The sequence below is a fragment of the Pseudomonas sp. BN606 genome (genome assembly GCF_029873115.1).
Classification (GTDB): domain Bacteria; phylum Pseudomonadota; class Gammaproteobacteria; order Pseudomonadales; family Pseudomonadaceae; genus Metapseudomonas.
Genome location: NZ_SSOF01000024.1, coordinates 11249 through 28797 on the forward strand (window position 1 = coordinate 11249; position 17549 = coordinate 28797).

The 17549-nt window shown below is 62.8% G+C and carries 10 protein-coding genes and 1 other RNA gene; 4 read left to right on the forward strand and 7 right to left on the reverse strand.

Features of this window, described 5'->3' with window-relative positions:
- Nucleotides 1-3 precede the first annotated feature (3 nt).
- The gene (gene dnaX / locus E8E75_RS00675; protein ID WP_153917072.1) at nt 4-2142 is read right to left on the reverse strand and encodes a DNA polymerase III subunit gamma/tau; all 2139 of its coding nucleotides are present in this window, start codon (nt 2140-2142) and stop codon (nt 4-6) included.
- Between the two features lie 142 nt (nt 2143-2284).
- Here dnaX and E8E75_RS00680 point away from each other — a divergent pair, with 142 nt between their 5' ends.
- The gene (locus E8E75_RS00680; protein WP_153917074.1) at nt 2285-3013 is read left to right on the forward strand and encodes a transporter substrate-binding domain-containing protein; all 729 of its coding nucleotides are present in this window, start codon (nt 2285-2287) and stop codon (nt 3011-3013) included.
- A 29-nt stretch (nt 3014-3042) separates the two neighbouring features.
- On the opposite strand, the gene ffs is transcribed toward E8E75_RS00680, so the two are convergent.
- An RNA gene (gene ffs / locus E8E75_RS00685) (signal recognition particle sRNA small type) lies at nt 3043-3139 on the reverse strand.
- A gap of 104 nt (nt 3140-3243) precedes the next feature.
- Nucleotides 3244-4878, reverse strand: coding sequence for a methyl-accepting chemotaxis protein (locus E8E75_RS00690; RefSeq protein WP_153917076.1), 1635 nt, complete (start codon nt 4876-4878; stop codon nt 3244-3246).
- 341 nt (nt 4879-5219) lie between these two features.
- Here E8E75_RS00690 and E8E75_RS00695 point away from each other — a divergent pair, with 341 nt between their 5' ends.
- Nucleotides 5220-5501, forward strand: coding sequence for an HU family DNA-binding protein (locus tag E8E75_RS00695; protein WP_120651844.1), 282 nt, complete (start codon nt 5220-5222; stop codon nt 5499-5501).
- A 54-nt stretch (nt 5502-5555) separates the two neighbouring features.
- On the opposite strand, the gene ligA is transcribed toward E8E75_RS00695, so the two are convergent.
- The 4 genes from ligA to E8E75_RS00715 all read right to left on the reverse strand — a co-directional run bounded on the left by ligA (nt 5556) and on the right by E8E75_RS00715 (nt 13211).
- Nucleotides 5556-7931 carry an NAD-dependent DNA ligase LigA gene (gene ligA / locus E8E75_RS00700; RefSeq protein WP_120651845.1) on the reverse strand — a complete coding sequence of 792 codons (2376 nt, stop codon included), beginning with the start codon at nt 7929-7931 and terminating at the stop codon, nt 5556-5558.
- Between the two features lie 68 nt (nt 7932-7999).
- A complete protein-coding gene (gene zipA, locus E8E75_RS00705) occupies nt 8000-8815 on the reverse strand; it encodes a cell division protein ZipA (RefSeq protein WP_120651846.1) in 816 nt (271 codons plus the stop codon).
- A 234-nt stretch (nt 8816-9049) separates the two neighbouring features.
- Entirely contained in the window at nt 9050-12538 is a 3489-nt protein-coding gene (gene smc / locus E8E75_RS00710) for a chromosome segregation protein SMC (protein ID WP_120651847.1), read from the reverse strand.
- Nucleotides 12539-12551: 13 nt separating this feature from the next.
- Nucleotides 12552-13211, reverse strand: coding sequence for a GntR family transcriptional regulator (locus E8E75_RS00715; RefSeq protein WP_120651848.1), 660 nt, complete (start codon nt 13209-13211; stop codon nt 12552-12554).
- A 489-nt stretch (nt 13212-13700) separates the two neighbouring features.
- Between E8E75_RS00715 and xdhA the strand changes: the two genes are divergently transcribed.
- Nucleotides 13701-15140 (forward strand): xanthine dehydrogenase small subunit, encoded by a 1440-nt coding sequence (xdhA, locus tag E8E75_RS00720; RefSeq protein WP_153917078.1) that lies wholly within the window; start codon nt 13701-13703, stop codon nt 15138-15140.
- Nucleotides 15133-17529 (forward strand): xanthine dehydrogenase molybdopterin binding subunit, encoded by a 2397-nt coding sequence (xdhB, locus tag E8E75_RS00725; protein WP_153917080.1) that lies wholly within the window; start codon nt 15133-15135, stop codon nt 17527-17529. The genes xdhA and xdhB overlap by 8 nt, the downstream gene beginning before the upstream one ends.
- Nucleotides 17530-17549: the final 20 nt, after the last annotated feature.

Below are 17549 nucleotides of genomic sequence, written 5' to 3' on the forward strand. Positions count from 1 at the left end.
TCCTCAGCGGTCAAGGGGTTCAATGGTGTCGGCGCGCACCTGGGCACCGAACAGTTCGATCATTTTCAGCACCAGCGGATCGCTTGCAATGGCCTCTTCGGCCTGCCGCTGACGAGCGGCGCGCTTGCGTGCGGCAGCCTGGGCCGGGGTTTCCTGCTCAGGACGACGCACTTCAACTTCGAGTTTCAGGGTACGGCCGTGGTACTGGTTCAGCGCATCGTTCAGGCGGCGCTGCTGGTTCGCGTTGAACAGCGCGCTCTGCGCCGGGTCCAGGTGCAGGCGCCAGACATCGTCCTCCACCGCCACCAAGGTGCAGTTGGCGCCGATATTGCCGGTCATGCCCGACAGCCCCAGGCGCGGGAACAAGTCCAGCCATTCGGCCGCCAGGCCGGTGGCCGGCTGCGCCGCGGGCAGCACCTCGACTGCTGCGACGGGTTCTTCCGCCGGCCCGAAGTCTTCCATGTAGGCAATGCTGTCAGCGTCGCCTTCGTAGTAGTCGTCGTAGTCGCCGGGCGGCGGCTCGTCGTCAGATTCGTCAGTAGGCGCAGCAGCCTGGGCTTCAGCCACTGGCTGGACAACGGCAGCGTCAACAATCGGAACGGTCTCGACCACAGGCGCCGGCTCGGGATCAGCCGGGGGCTCGACCACTGCCGCGAAAGCGACCGGGACCGCAGATTCCTCCCACGGCAGGTCAACCACCTCAGCAGGTTTCTCGACTACAGCTACCGGTTCTTCCACCACGGGCTCTGCAACCGGCTCGGGAGCGGGTTCGACAACATTCGCAGGAACAACTTCCTCGACCGCAGCCGCAGCAGGCGTTTCGACTGCCGGAACAGGCGCAGGCGCCTCAACGACCGGGGCCGGGGCCGCAACAGGCTGGATTGATGCTGGAGCAGGGGCAACCACTGGTGCGGAAACCTGAACGGGAACAGGCTGCGGCGCGGCAATGGCTACCGAAGCCGGCGAGGCGGCTCCGGCCACTGGGTTCGTCTGGGGATCAACCGTGGCCTGGCTGATCCCCGGGTCCTTTAGCTGGACCCGGGGTGCACCATCGGCATCTGCCGGACGGAAGGCCAACATACGCAGCAGCACCATCTCGAAGCCGCTACGGGGATCGGGTGCCAACGGCAAGTCGCGACGGCCGATCAGCCCCATCTGGTAATAGAACTGCACATCTTCGCCAGGAAGAGCCTGTGCCAGCGCCAGTACGCGCTCTCGGTCGCCCTGGCCGTTGTCGACAGCGTCCGGCAACACCTGGGCAATAGCCACTCGGTGCAGCACATTGAGCATTTCGGAAAGCACGCCATTCCAGTCCGGCCCTTGTTCGGCCAACTGACGCACGGCCTCCAGCAGCGCACGGGCATCACCCTGCAGTAGCGCATGGAGTACGCCATAGACCTGGCCATGATCGAGGGTACCGAGCATGGCGCGCACATCGGCGGCCAGCACCTTGCCTTCACCGAAGGCGATGGCCTGGTCGGTGAGGCTCATGGCATCACGCATCGAGCCATCGGCGGCGCGGCCCAGCAACCAGAGCGCATCAGCCTCGAAGGGTACGTTTTCGGCCCCGAGTACGTGGGTCAGATGCTCGACCACGCGCTCCGGCGGCATGTTCTTCAGTGAAAACTGCAAGCAGCGCGAAAGAATGGTAACGGGCAGCTTCTGCGGGTCGGTGGTGGCCAGCAGGAACTTGACGTGGGGTGGCGGCTCTTCAAGGGTCTTCAGCAGCGCGTTGAACGAGTGCGTGGAGAGCATGTGCACTTCGTCGATCAGGTAGACCTTGTAACGACCGCGGCTAGGCGCGTACTGCACGTTATCGAGCAGCTCGCGGGTGTCCTCCACCTTGGTGCGGCTTGCGGCGTCCACTTCGATCAGATCGACGAAACGCCCCTCATCGATCTCCCGGCACACCGAACATTGGCCGCAGGGCGTGGAGCTGATACCGGTCTCGCAGTTCAGGCACTTGGCGAGAATTCGCGCGATGGTGGTCTTGCCCACGCCGCGCGTACCGGTAAACAGGTACGCGTGATGCAGGCGCTGATTGTCCAGGGCGTTGATCAAAGCCTTCAGCACATGGGTCTGGCCGACCATTTCGCGGAACGAGCGCGGACGCCATTTACGTGCAAGGACCTGATAACTCATTGAAAACCATCGCGTCTGGAGAGCAGAAGGAGCTAATGCTAGCGGAGCGATGCGCAAATTGCATCCGATGCGAACGGCGCCCTGTTCAATCCGCTCGGCAACAGGCATTGTGAGGCACCGCCCACCCAGACGAGGGAGCCTGATGCGCTCATTTGTCCTCGCCCTTCTGCTCTGCTGGAGCTCCTTCGGCAACGCTGTGCCGGCCGTCCTGCGCTTCTCGGCGGTTGACAGCTGGGCCATGCCGCTGGCCGAGTTCAAGGACAACCATCTGACAGGCGGCATTCTCCACGACCTGATCAATCGTCTGGCGCAACGCCTCGATATCCCCGCACAGATCCAGGTCCTTCCCCGCAACCGCGTGGAACTGGCCTTGAAACAGGGAGAGATCGACGTGCGCTGCTACGTCAGCCCGAAGTGGATCACCAACAGCACCGAATTCCTCTGGAGCGTGCCCCTCCTCTACCAGCGCGACCTGATCGTGTCGCGCCAGGGAAGCGAACACCTGGCCAGCCCCGACGCCATTTCGGGGGAGAGCGTCGGCACCGTGCTGGGCTACGCCTATCCGCGCCTGCAGCATTTGTTCGATCGCGGCTCCCTGCTGCGCGATGAGGCACGCAACCAGGAGTTGGTGCTACAGAAGCTTCTGGCCGGCCGCTACAAGTACGCAGTAAGCAATGAGTTGGCACTGGGCTGGTTCAATCGCGACCTACCAGACTCGGACCGTCTGGTGAGCGTCGGCACTTTGGACGAAGAACCGGTGGGCTGCCTGATCCGAAATGACCCTGCGATTCCGGCGCAACGCATCCTCCGCACGCTGGTGCAGATGAAGGAATCAGGGGAGATCGATGAGATTCTGGCGCGCTACCAATGAAAATTGGTAACTGGGGAGATTGGAGGTGACCCCACCAGCCACACCCCGGCACACGATTTCACCGCTGCGGCTGCTCCCTTCCGGGCCTGACCGGGTTCACGGCTGATCGTTGCGGGGGGACCGGCAGGGCCACCATCACACAGCTCGCCAGATCGGCGAGCCGCGCCATTGTACCGGCTCTTCGCCAACTTACAACCGCTAAAAACGGTTTCCTTACAAGCACTTGCGAATCAGACCTGGAAGCGCCCCACCAACTGGGCCAGGCCGCTGGAAAGCTGGGAAAGGTGCTGGCTGGCCTGGGTGCTCTGTTCCGAGGTTTGCGCAGCCTCGTTGGAGAGGTCGCGGATATCGCTGATATTGCGGGCGATCTCTTCGGTAACGCTGCTCTGCTCTTCGCAGGCAGTGGCGATCTGAGCCGCCATGTCGTTGATCCGCTGAACCGAGTCGCCAGTATCCGTCAGCGCCTGGTCGACACCAGCCGCGCGCTCTACGCTGTCCCTCGCTTTCAGGCTACCCGTGCGCATGGCCTTGACTGCTTCCTGCACGCCAGCCTGAAGACGCTCGATCATCAATTGGATGTCCTTGGTTGAATCCTGCGTCCGGGCCGCCAGGGCTCGCACCTCGTCTGCAACCACGGCGAACCCCCGTCCTTGCTCGCCGGCCCGCGCGGCTTCAATGGCGGCATTCAGCGCTAGCAGGTTGGTCTGGTCAGCGATGCCCTTGATTACCGCGAGTACGGCACCGATGTTGGCGGTTTCCTGCTCCAACGTGCTGATGGTTGCAGATGCGTTCTCCACCTCCATCGCCAGTTGGCGGATGACGGCGACAGTAGCCCCTACCACCTGCGCTCCCTCCCGGGACTGCTCCTCGGCGAAACGCGCCGCATCCGCCGCGTTCTGGGCATTGCGCGCCACTTCGTGAACGGCCGCGCTCATTTCAGTGGCGGCGGTGCTTACCTGATCCACGGCAGCATGCTCGCTGCTGATCAGGCGATCGTTCGCCGCCGCGAGCCCGGCCAGGCTGCGCGCCGAATCGGCTACTTCTCCAGTCACACGGCTGACTTCACGGATCAGCGGTTGAAGCTTGTCGAGGAAACGGTTGAAGGCTTGGCTGAGCTTGCCCAGCTCGTCCCGCGACAAGACCTCCAGGCGCACACGAAGGTCGCCGTCCCCATCGGCAATCTGCTCGATGCGCTCCAGCAAGTTGTGTAACGGCCGGGTCACCAGCATCGGGAAGCCGATGACTAACACGACGCAAAGAACCAGGCCGAAGGCGATGGCCAGCCCCTGCTGCCAGGTGCGGGCCTCCCCCTGCGAGATAGCCGCCTGCCCTTCGACGTTGGCGGCCTTGTCTTCCAACTCTCCGAGTTTGTCGATGGCATCGCGCATGGACGCGAACTGACGCTCGCTGTCACCGAAACTGAGAGCACTGGCCGCAAACGGGTCCTGGGCAGACAGGCTCACCACCTGCTGCGAAGTCGCCTTCCACTGGGAGTAGCCACGATCGAACTGGGCCACCAATTGCTGGGCCTCGGGACTGGAATCCATCGCGGCGTACTTGTGCACCCGGTCATAGGCCTGCTGCAGATTTTCGGCATGGCCGGCCTTGAGTGCCTGTGCGTGTTCACCGGCCGCCTCGTCCAGTAAGCTGCGCTCGGCGATGAAGGCCTGGTAGAGATCGCGGTCGGCATTGAGCAGCAGACTGATGGCAGGCAGGTAACGATTGGTCAGTCGCTTGCTCGAGTCGGCCACCTTGCCAATTCCCTGCATACCGAGACCGCCTACCAGCACCATGAGAAGGGCCAGCACCAGGATCGGCAAGGCGACTTTCCAGCGGAAACCCAGGTTGGCAAAGGCACGTAGCATGGCGGCTCTCCTTAGCGCTTGTTACATCTAGGGCAAGCGTAGTCGCTCAAGAGAGTTCAGGGCCCACGAGCGACGCTGCGGACTTCGAGATTTGGAGACGTTGGTCCAGAGATGCCAGTGACGACCTGTCGTCGGCTGCCGAGACCGACGGCAGGTTGCGTCAAATCGACGCAAAGCCGGGCATCGAGCACAGGCTCACTGGCCCTTTTGTGCTAGCTTGCCCAGCGGTCGCGGCTCGCAGCTACAACCCGTGCCGCACTTCCAGTCGCTCCGCTGGTCTCATCAGGGCCGGCGCGACCGGCCCGGCCACAAGCCAGACACTTATTGAATGGAGCAACACCATGGCACTCACCAAAGACCAGCTGATCTCTGACATCGCAGAAGCCACCGACACCACCAAGGCCGCCGTGCGCGCCATGCTGGAACAGCTCAGCGAGATCGTCAGCGATTCCCTGGAGAACAGCGATGAGATCACCCTGCCGGGCATCGGCAAGCTGAAGGTAGGCGAGCGTCCGGCCCGCACCGGCCGCAACCCGCAAACCGGCAAGGCCATCGAGATCGCCGCGAAGAAGGTGGTCAAGTTCGTTCCGGCCAAGGCCCTGACTGACGCGGTCAACAAGTAAATAAAAAAGGGGCGGACCATCTGGCCCGCCCCTTCTCATGCCCGGAAGTACGGATCAGCTCAAACTGGCCAGTTCTGCCAGGAATTGTTCCTCATCCAGCACCCGGACCCCCAGCTCATTGGCCTTGGCCAGCTTGGAGCCGGCACCGGGACCGGCCACCACGCAGTGGGTACGCGCCGACACCGAACCCGCCACCTTGGCGCCCAGCGCCTCCAGCTTTTCCTTGGCCACATCCCGGCTCATGACTTCCAGGGTGCCGGTGAGCACCCAGGTCTGCCCGGCAAGAGGCAGTCCTTCCACCGCTTTCCTCTCGCTATCCCAGTGCATGCCGAATTCACGTAACTGGGCTTCGATTGCCTGGGCGCGAAGGACATTCTCGTCGACGGCAAAGTACTCGCGCAGCGCCTGCTTGGCCTTTTCGTTCAGGCCCTTCATCACACTCAGGTCCAGCCAGTCGCGACTAAGGACTATGAGGCCTTCCAGGCTGCCGGTCTTATCCGCAAGGTTCTTCGCGCCAGTGCTGGCAATGCCGGAGACATTGAGCTTTTCGATGAAGCCGGCAAAGGTGGCACAGGCGGCAAATTCCGGGCTGAGACCGCCCTCTTCCTGCAACTCGACGCCACGCTCCAGCAAGCTGCGAATCACCTTCTGGTTGTGGTCATCGGAGAAGAACGCGTGGATTTCGTGGGCAACTTCCAACCCCACGTCCGGCAAGTAGGTGAGTACGTCCGGCAGGGCCTGCTGGATACGCGCAAGGGACCCCAGGGCGCGAGCCAGCAGCTTGGCAGTTTCCTCACCCACATCAGGAATACCCAGTGCATAGATGAAGCGCGCTAGCGGCGGCTTGCGACTGTCGGCAATTGCGGCCAGCAGATTGCGGGTAGAAAGGTCGGCAAAACCTTCCAGCTCCACCACCTGCTCGTACTTGAGGGTGTAGAGATCAGCCGGCGAGGCAACCAGGCCAACGTCCACCAGTTGCTCGACGATCTTGTCACCCAGCCCCTCGATGTCCAGGGCTCGGCGCGAGGCGAAGTGGATGATCGCCTGCTTCAACTGGGCGCCACAGGCCAGACGACCGACGCAGCGATACACAGAACCTTCGCTGGTCGTCTCCTTGCCCTTGCCACGCTTGATGAGCTGCGTGCGTTCCACCGCAGAACCGCAGACCGGGCATTGCTCAGGGATATGCACCGGACGCGCATCGGCCGGACGCCGCTCCAGTACCACCTGCATCACTTGCGGGATCACGTCGCCCGCGCGACGGATGATCACGGTGTCGCCGATCATCAGGCCCAGGCGCTCGACTTCATCCATGTTGTGCAAAGTGGCATTGGACACGGTGACACCGGCCACCTGCACCGGCTTCAGGCGCGCGACCGGCGTTACGGCGCCGGTACGGCCAACCTGGAATTCCACGCCCAGCAGTTCAGTGAGCTCTTCGCGCGCCGGGAACTTGTGGGCCAGCGCCCAGCGCGGCTCGCGGGCGCGGAAACCCAACTCCCGCTGCCAGGCCAGGTTGTTTAGCTTGTAGACCACGCCATCTATCTCATAGGCCAGGCCGTCACGGCGCTCGCCGATGTCGCGGTAGTAATCCAGGCAACCCTGAGCACCTTTCACCAGCTTCAGCTCACGACTGATGGGCAATCCCCAACCCTTGAGCGCCTGGAGAACGGCGTACTGATCGTCCGGCAGCTCACCCTCGACCCGCCCAAACCCATAGGTGCAGAACTCCAGGGGGCGACTCGCGGTGATCTTCGAGTCCAGCTGACGCAGGCTGCCCGCCGCAGCATTGCGCGGGTTGGCAAAGGTCTTGGCACCCAGTTCGAGGTTGCGTGCGTTGAGCGCATCGAAGCCGGCCTTGGACATGTAGACCTCGCCACGCACCTCCAGGACGGCCGGCCAGCCAGTTCCCTGCAGCTTTAGCGGCACATTGCGGATGGTGCGCACGTTGCTGCTGATGTCTTCTCCCGTGGTGCCATCGCCACGGGTCGCGCCACGCACCAGCACGCCGTTCTCGTAGAGCAGGCTCACCGCCAGGCCATCCAGCTTGGGTTCGCAGGTGTACTCCACTTGCGGACCATCCCCGAACAGGTCGCCACCCGGCAGGAGCTCACCCAGCCCCTCGCGCACGCGGCGATCGAAATCCTGCAGATCCTGCTCTTCGAATGCGTTGCCCAGGCTGAGCATGGGCACCTCATGGCGCACTTCACCGAAGGCCGACAAGGCCGCGCCGCTGACCCGCTGGGTCGGGGAATCCGGCGTCACCAGCTCGGGATGTTCAGCCTCCAGGGCTTGCAGTTCGCGGAACAGACGGTCGTACTCGGCATCGGGCACGCTCGGCTCGTCCAGCACGTAGTAACGGTAGTTGTGCGCATCCAGCTCGGCGCGCAGCGCGAGGATGCGTTCGGCGGCGGTTTGGGCATCGGTCATGGTTCTAGCTCTTTCTCTTGAAACAAAAAGAGCAGCCGGGGCTGCTCTTTCGTTGACTGCGCGACGGATCAGCGCTTCTGGGTCAGGTGCTTGCGCTCGAATTCGACGATGCGCTGGCGGTAATGCTCAATCGTTTGCGCAGTCATCACACTGCGCTGGTCATCCTTCAGCTCGCCATTCAGCTCCTGGGAGAGCTTGCGCGCGGCGGCAACCATTACATCGAAGGCCTGCTTCGGATGCCGTGGACCCGGCAGGCCGAGGAAGAAGCTCACGGCGCGAGTGCTGAAGTGGTCGATGTCATCCAGGTCGAACGTGCCGGGCTTGACGCCGTTAGCCATGGAGAACAGCACCTCGCCATTACCGGCCATGCTTTCGTGGCGATGGAAGATGTCCATGGAGCCGAAGCGCAGGCCACTTTCCAGAATGTTCTGCAGCAGGGCCGGGCCTTTGAAGCCAGCTTCGTCGCGGGCAACGACGTTTATGACCAGGACTTCCTCGACCGGAACTTCCTGAGCCTGCATCTGCGGATGGGCCTTGCCGTTCTTCTTGCCTTCATCGACGGGGTTGAGCAGGGTCGGCACCGGCTCGTCGAGGTTCAGGTCGCCCTGCTGCGGCTCGCCGCGGCGTTTCCCGGCCTCGCGGGCGCTCAGGGAAGGCAGGTCTTCCTCATCCAGGGAAGGCTCCTGATGTGAGCGATCCTTGACCCGTGACGGGCCGAGGAGGTTCGGATCTTCATCGTCATCCGCGGCATTGGAGAAGCTGCGATCCAGCTTGAACTTGAGTTTCCCCTTACCACCACTCATGCGGCGCCAGCCATCGAACAGAATGCCGGCAATTACGATGATGCCAATGACGATCAGCCACTCGCGCAGACCGATATCCATGTAGTCCTGTGTCCCCTAGTGAAAATGCAAACAAACGATGGTGAAGAAAGGACATCCCGTCCCCTGAAACGTGGCGCCCAACTCCATGTTCTGAATGGCGTTTTCCACGTGCGACAAAATTGGGCATAAAGCTAGCACGACCAGCCCAGCAGAGAAACCTCTGATAGAGGCTTACTCCGAAGCCAACGCGAATTTGATCTCCGGTCGTACCCGGAGTTCGCATCCGCCGGGCAACTAGGCCTCTACCATCGACATTGCCTCCTCCACATCCACCGCCACCAGGCGCGAGCAACCGGGCTCGTGCATGGTCACACCCATCAGCTGATCGGCCATTTCCATGGCGATCTTGTTGTGGGTGATATAAATGAACTGCACTTTCTCGGACATTTCCTTCACCAGACGCGCGTAACGACCCACGTTGGCGTCATCCAGTGGCGCATCCACCTCGTCCAGCATGCAGAAGGGGGCGGGATTGAGCTGGAAGATAGCGAACACCAGCGCCAGCGCGGTGAGCGCTTTCTCGCCGCCGGACAGCAGATGGATGGTGCTGTTCTTCTTGCCGGGTGGACGCGCCATGATCGCCACCCCGGTATCCAGCAGGTCCTCGCCCGTCAGCTCCAGGTAGGCATGGCCGCCGCCAAATACCTTCGGGAAAAGCGCCTGCAGCCCGGCGTTGATCTGGTCAAAGGTTTCCTTGAAGCGGTTACGGGTTTCCTTGTCGATCTTGCGAATGACGTTTTCCAGCGTTTCCAGGGCCTCTACCAGGTCATCGTTCTGCGCGTCCAGGTAGCGTTTGCGCTCGGATTGCTGCTGGTATTCGTCGATGGCGGCGAGGTTGATCGGGCCGAGACGCTGGATACGCGCGGCAAGTCGCTCGAGCTCCTCTTCCCAGGCGCTTTCGCTGGCATCGGCAACCAAGGTCGCGAGCACCCCATGCAGGTCGTAGCCATCCTCATGGAGCTGGTCCTGCAAAGTCTTGCGACGGACCGTCAGCGCCTGCCACTCCAAACGCTGCTGTTCCAGTTGGCCGCGCAGCAGCTGAGACTGCTGCTCGGCCTGAGTACGGCGCTTCTCGGCGTCGCGCAGTTCGCGATCCGCATCTTCCAGGGCCAGCCGGGCCAGCTTCAGTTCTTCCTCAACGCCCAGCCGCTTCTCCAGCAGCTCCTCCAGTTTCAGACGCAGCTCCTCCAGCGGCGCGGCGCCCTCCTCAAGATTGAGGCTGAGTTGCTCGCGACGCTCATTGAGGCGCTCGAACTGCAGGCTGAGGCGCTCGAGGGCCTGACGCGTGGAGTCGTGTTGTGCCTTGAGCGAGCCGACGCGCACTGCCAACTGGTGAGCGTGATCCTTGTGCTGACGCGCCTCCTGGCGGATACGGTCGAGGCGTTCACGCAGGCCATCGCGCTCGGCCAGCAATTTTTCCCGCTGTTCCGTGTCGCTGGCCATGGCGTCCAGCGCATCCTGCAAGGTGAGGCGAGCCTCACCCAGTTGCTCGTGCTCCAGGGCGCGCTGTTCACCCAGCTCGCGAAGTTCTTCCTCCAGGCGGCGGCGACGCAGCGCCAACTGCTCGACTTTCGCCTGCTGAGCGGACAGTCGAGCCTTGAGCTCACCCAGACTGCGAGATTCGTCTTGCAACTGGCGGCGCTGCTGCTCGCGGGACTCTTCCTGTTGGCGCTGGCCGTCGCGAAGCTGCTGCAGGCGCTCGTCCAATTGTTCCAGGGCGGCTTCACGCTCTTCGCGCTCGGCGTGCAGACGCTCGAGTTCCTGGCCACGCGCCAGCAGGCCACTCTCTGCCTCACTGGCTCGGCGTACCCGAAGGAAGTTGCGCCCGACCCAGTAACCATCGCGGCTGATCAGGCTTTCGCCGTCTCCCAGACTGCCGCGACGGGCGAGTGCCTGCTCCAGAGTTTCCACCGGCAGGACCTTTGCCAGCCAAGGCGCCAGGTCCACCGACGTCTCGACCTTGTCCAGCAAGCTGCCAGGCACTCGTGCCCCGCCCTTGCCAGCGCTGGCCAGACGCAACTCGCCCTGACTGAAGCCGGACAGGTCGAGGTCATTGAAATCATCCAGCAGCACTGCCTGTAGATCGGCGCCGAGTACGGTTTCCACCGCCAGCTCCCAGCCCTGCTCCACCCGCAGGCCCTCAGCCAGTCGCGGGCGCTCTGCCAGTTGCTGCTCGCGCAACCATTCGGCGGCGCCCTTTCCCGGGTTGAGCGCGGCTTGCTGCAGGGCTTCCAGCGACGCGATACGGCCATTCAGGCGCTGTAGTTCACCCTGGGCCTGCTGCTGGGCCTGGCTGGCCTGCTGCAATTCTTCGCGCAGAGCCTCCAGGCGCTCCATCAAACCTTGCTCGGCAGCCTGGAGCTCCTCCAGGCGCATCTCGCCTACCGCGAGCTCCTCGAGCATCTCCTGGATTGCGGCATCTTCCGGGTCGGCCGCCAGTTGGGAAGCTTCGTCATTCAGGCGACGTTCGCGATCCAGCAGGCGCTCCAGGCTGTGCTCCAGTTGCTGGATGCGCGACTGCTGGACCTCCGCCTGGCGACGCGGCTCCGCGCTGCGCTGGTTGAAGCCATCCCACTGCTCCTGCCAGGCGTGCATGCCGGTTTCGGACTCTTCGAGCTGGGCGGCAGCCTCTTCGGCCGCGGCAGCGCTCATTTCCTGCTCAGGGCCAAGCATGTCCAGCTCTTCGCCCAGCGTGGCGAGCAGCGTGCGGTCGTGGCCCAGATGGGATTCGGTTTCCTGGCGGGCGCGCTCGGCCTCACGCAGGTCGTCCTGCAACTGCCGCAGGCGCTGCTGGCCGTGCTGGATGCTTTGCTCCACACGGGCGATATCGCCGCCCACGGAATAGAAGCGCCCCTGCACCAGGTTGAAGCGTTCGGACAGTTCGTGGTGTCCATCGCGCAGGCGCTCGATGCTGGCGTCTGCGTTGCGCTGCTCGGCCACCAAGGCCTCGAAGCTGATTTCCTGGTTGCCGATTACCGCTTCGCGCTGGCCAACCTGCTCGTTCAGCGCCCGCCATTTCAAGGCGGCGAGCTGGGCCTTGAGCTGGCGCTCTTCGGCCTTGTACTCCTGGTACTTCTCGGCGGACTGGGCCTGCCGGTGCAGGCGCTCCAGCTGGCGCTCCAGCTCCTCGCGCAGGTCGGTCAGGCGAGCGAGGTTTTCCTGGGTGCGGCGAATTCGGCTTTCTGTCTCGCGACGGCGCTCCTTGTATTTGGAAATGCCGGCGGCTTCTTCGATGAAATTGCGCAGGTCCTCAGGCTTGGCTTCGATCAGCTTGGAGATCATCCCCTGCTCGATGATCGAGTAGCTGCGGGGGCCGAGACCTGTGCCGAGGAAGATATCGGTGATATCCCGGCGGCGGCACTTTGTACCATTGAGGAAGTAGGTGTTCTGGCCGTCGCGGCTGACGCGGCGGCGAATGGAAATCTCGGCGAAGGCGGCGTATTCGCCCACCAGGGTGTTGTCGGAGTTGTCGAAGATCAGCTCGATGCTGGCCTGGGCGACGGGCTTGCGCGTATTGGAGCCATTGAAGATGACGTCGGTCATCGATTCGCCACGAAGGTTCTTCGCCGAACTCTCACCCATTACCCAGCGAACAGCATCGATGATGTTCGACTTGCCGCAACCATTGGGCCCCACCACGGCGGCCATATTGCTGGGGAAGCTGACGGTGGTCGGGTCCACGAAGGACTTGAATCCGGCTAGCTTGATGCACTTCAGCCGCATCGGTGTGCTCCGCTCAACGTTCGGCCAGGGCTGCGAGCACCAGCTCACAGTTCTGCTTGCCGTAACCCAGCAGCACTTCACGGATCTTCGCCTGGTCGCGGGCGATCACTGCCAGCAGCAGGTCATCGAACACCGCGCCGAGGTTGCCCATCTGGCCGCGACGACGCTCCAGGGCCATGTAGTAGGTGCGGGCGATGGCCGGCTGCAGGTTGTCCAGGGTCTGTTGCAGGTACGGGTTGTCGGCGAAGGGATAAGCCGCCTGCATGATGGCGAAGCTGGAGTCGACGAACGCGAGGATGTCTTCCCGCTGACGCGCTTCGACAAGGCGCTGCTGGATCGCTCGGAACGGCGCGAGGTCTTCCTCGCTACGCCAGTGCTCGGCAACCGCGTAGCCCAGGAGGATGTAAAGCTCCATCACCAGGGTATAGAGGCTGCGCACATGCTGCTGGGTCAACTCGGACACCTGGGCGCCACGACGCGGCAGGATGGTGATCAGGTGACGGCGCTCCAGGATCAGCAGCGCTTCGCGTACCGACCCTCGGCTGACATTCATGGCCAGGGTGACTTTCTGTTCCTGGATGCGCTCACGTTCTTTCAGCTCGCCGCGAATGATGCGCTCGGCCAAATGCTGGGCAATCTGCTCGGAGAGGCTGTCCGGTGCCTTGAACGTCATGGTTTTCCTTTGAACTGGGGAACATTGTGCGCTGCGCTGGAGCTTTCCCGCGCCAAAGCTCAGGCGCTGACAGTACTACGGGTACGGGCAGTGGGTGCAAGAGCGAACAGGGGAAATTTCCGACTCTGCCGCAGGACGCGGACAGGGCCCGCAGTCTATCACAAGGAGACAGCAGCTCTCGCAGCGGCGAATTCACTCACCAATCGCCACCGACCGGCCCCACCCGACTCAAGGGCGGGCCTCCTGCCTGCATGGCGAACGAATTCGCCCCTACGAAAAGCACCCTGCCGGCCCTTACCTACACTTAAGACAGGTGGCACGAAATGCGCCTGCGCCCTGAGACAGAGCGGACGCAGCGTGCTAATAACCGAAACAGATGAAGATTTCCTGACTTTCGAGTCAAATATTTATTGACCCAAAAGTCAGACCTCTCTAAATTTGCCGTCATACGAGCCCTCGTAAAAACAATAAAGTGCCTGGAGGTCGTCCTTGATCCAGTTTTTACTCAATCGGGAGCTGCGCACCGAGCATGCCCTCGATCCTAATGTCACGGTGCTCAACTACCTGCGTGAGCATGTCGGCAAACCCGGTACCAAAGAAGGCTGCGCCTCGGGCGACTGCGGCGCCTGCACCGTGGTTGTCGGTGAGCTTGACGGTGATCGCGTCCGTTACCGCACGCTCAACTCCTGCCTGACTTTCGTATCCTCGCTGCACGGCAAGCAACTCATTACCGTCGAAGACCTCAAGCACCGTGGTCAACTGCACTCCGTGCAGCAGGCAATGGTGGATTGCCACGGTTCCCAGTGCGGTTTCTGCACCCCTGGCTTCGTCATGTCGCTGTTCGCCCTGCAGAAGAACAGTGATGGCTTCGACAAGGCCCAGACCATGGAAGCCCTGGCCGGCAACCTGTGCCGCTGCACTGGCTACCGCCCGATCATCGACGCCGCCGAACAGGCCTGCTGCCAGAAGCAGCCCGACCAGTTCGATGCCGCCGAAGCCCAGACCGTTGCCCAGCTGAAGTCCATTGCACCGCGCGATACCGCTGAACTGAACAGCGGTGACAAGCGCTGCCTGGTTCCGCTGACGGTCGCCGACCTGGCCGACTTCTACGTCTCCAACCCGCAGGCCCGCCTGCTGGCCGGCGGCACCGACCTGGCCCTGGAAGTCACCCAGTTCCACCGTGAACTGCCGGTGATGATCTACGTCGGCCATATCGAGTCCATGAAGCGCATCGAGGAGAACGGCAACTTCATCGAGATCGGCGCCGCTACCCCGCTGTCCGACTGCTACGAAACGCTCTCCCGCGAGTACCCGGACTTCGGCGAACTGCTGCACCGCTTCGCCTCCCTGCAGATCCGCAACCAGGGCACCCTGGGCGGCAACATCGGTAACGCCTCGCCCATTGGTGATGCCCCGCCGCTGCTGATCGCCCTAGGCGCCGAGATCGTCCTGCGCAAGGGCAACCAGACCCGCATCCTGCCGCTGGACGAGTACTTCCTCGATTACAAGGTCACCGCCCGCCAGGAGTCCGAATTCATCGAGAAAGTGCGCGTGCCGCGCGCCCGCAATAACCAGGCTTTCCGCGCCTACAAGGTGTCCAAGCGCCTGGACGACGACATTTCCGCCGTCTGCGCAGCCTTCAATCTGGTGATCGAAAACGGTGTCGTGCGCAAGGCCCGCGTCGCCTTTGGTGGCATGGCCGGCATTCCCAAGCGCGCCAGCGCCTGTGAGCAGGCCCTGATCGGCGCCGCCTGGTACCCGGGTACCGTCGAGCGCGCCTGCGAGGCCCTGGCCAAGGACTTCACCCCGCTCTCTGACTTCCGCGCCAGCAAGGAATACCGCCTGCTGACCGCCCAGAACCTGCTGCGCAAGTTCTTCCTCGAGCTGCAATCCCCAGAAGTCGAAACCCGGGTGACCGCTTATGTCTAACCATTTCCATCACAAGACCCAGGAAGAACTGGCGGAGCTGTTCCGTGCCGACATCACCACCGGCGTGGGCCGCAGCGTCAAGCACGAGAGCGCGCCCAAGCACGTCTCGGGTGAAGCCGTGTACGTCGACGACCGCCTGGAATTCCCCAACCAGCTGCACGTTTATGCACGCATGAGCGATCGCGCCCATGCGCGCATTACCCGCATCGATACCAGCCCTTGCTACCAGTTCCCGGGCGTGGCCATCGCTATCACTGCCGAAGATGTGCCCGGCCAGTTGGACATCGGCCCGGTGGTCGCCGGCGACCCGCTGCTGGCGGACGGCAAGGTCGAGTACGTTGGCCAGGTAGTACTGGCCGTAGGCGCCGACAGCCTGGAAACCGCCCGCAAGGCGGCCATGGCCGCGATTGTCGAGTACGAGGACCTGGAACCCGTACTGGACGTAGTCGACGCGCTGCGCAAAAAGCATTTCGTGCTGGACAGCCACCAACACAAGCGTGGTGATTCCGCCACCGCGCTGGCCGGGGCGAAGAACCGCATCCAGGGCACCTTGCACATCGGTGGCCAGGAACACTTCTACCTCGAGACCCAGATCTCCTCCGTCATGCCCACCGAAGACGGCGGCATGATCGTCTACACGTCCACCCAGAACGCCACCGAAGTGCAAAAGCTGGTGGCCGAGGTACTGGGCGTGCCGATGAACAAGATCGTCATCGACATGCGCCGCATGGGCGGTGGCTTTGGCGGCAAAGAGACCCAAGCTGCCGGCCCGGCCTGCCTGTGCGCAGTGATCGCACACCTGACCGGTCGCCCGACCAAGATGCGCCTGCCACGCATGGAAGACATGACCATTACCGGCAAGCGTCACCCCTTCTATGTCGAATACGACGTGGGCTTCGACGACAACGGTCTGCTCAGCGGCATCCAGCTGGAACTGGCGGGCAACTGCGGCTATTCGCCCGACCTGTCCGGCTCCATCGTCGACCGCGCGATGTTCCATTCGGACAACGCCTATTTCCTCGAAAACGCCACTATCAATGGTCACCGTTGCAAGACCAACACCGCCTCGAACACCGCTTATCGCGGGTTTGGCGGCCCGCAGGGGATGGTCGCGATCGAAGAGATCATGGATGCGATCTCGCGCCATCTGGGCAAGGACCCGCTCGAAGTCCGCAAGCTGAACTACTACGGCAAGGACGAGCGCAACGTCACCCACTATTACCAGACCGTTGAGCACAACATGCTCGCCGAGATGACCGAGGAGCTGGAGGCCAGCAGCGAGTACGCCAAGCGCCGCGAAGAAATCCGCGCCTTCAACGCCAAGAGCCCGGTGTTGAAGAAAGGCCTGGCGATGACCCCGGTGAAATTCGGTATCAGCTTCACCGCCACCTTCCTCAACCAGGCCGGTGCGTTGGTGCACATCTACACCGATGGCAGCATCCACCTGAACCACGGCGGGACCGAGATGGGCCAAGGCCTGAACACCAAGGTCGCCCAGGTGGTGGCCGAAGTCTTCCAGGTGGATATCTCGCGCATCCAGATCACCGCGACCAACACCGACAAAGTGCCTAACACTTCGCCGACCGCCGCTTCCAGCGGCACTGACTTGAATGGCAAGGCAGCGCAGAACGCCGCTGAAACCATCAAGGGTCGTCTGGTGGAGTTCCTCGCCAATTACTTCAAGGCGACCACCGAGGACGTGCAGTTCAAGAACGACCAGGTACGCGTTCGCGACCACTTCCTCTCCTTCGAGGAAATGATCCAGCTCGCCTACTTCAACCAGATTTCGCTCTCCAGCACCGGGTTCTATCGCACGCCGAAGATTTTCTACGACCGCGATAAAGCTTCCGGCCGCCCCTTCTATTACTTCGCCTATGGCATGGCCTGTGCCGAGGTCATCGTCGACACCCTGACCGGCGAGTACAAGATGCTGCGCACCGACATCCTGCATGACGTGGGCGCCTCGCTGAACCCGGCCATCGACATCGGCCAGGTTGAAGGTGCCTTCGTCCAGGGCATGGGCTGGCTGACCATGGAAGAGCTGGTGTGGAACGCCAAGGGCAAGCTGATGACCAGCGGCCCGGCGAGCTACAAGATCCCGGCCATCGCCGACATGCCCATCGACCTGCGGGTGAAACTGGTGGAAAACCGCAAGAACCCCGAACAGACGGTGTTCCACTCCAAGGCCGTGGGCGAGCCGCCCTTCATGCTCGGCATTGCCGTCTGGTGCGCCATCAAGGACGCCGTGGCGAGCCTGGGGGACTACAAGGTGCAGCCGAACATCGATGCGCCGGCCACTCCCGAGCGGGTTCTCTGGGGCGTCGAGCAGATGCGCAAACTCCAACAGCCGGCTCAGGCCGCCGCCCAGGCGGAGACCGAGCTCGCGTAACCCGCAGGAGCCGGCTTTCT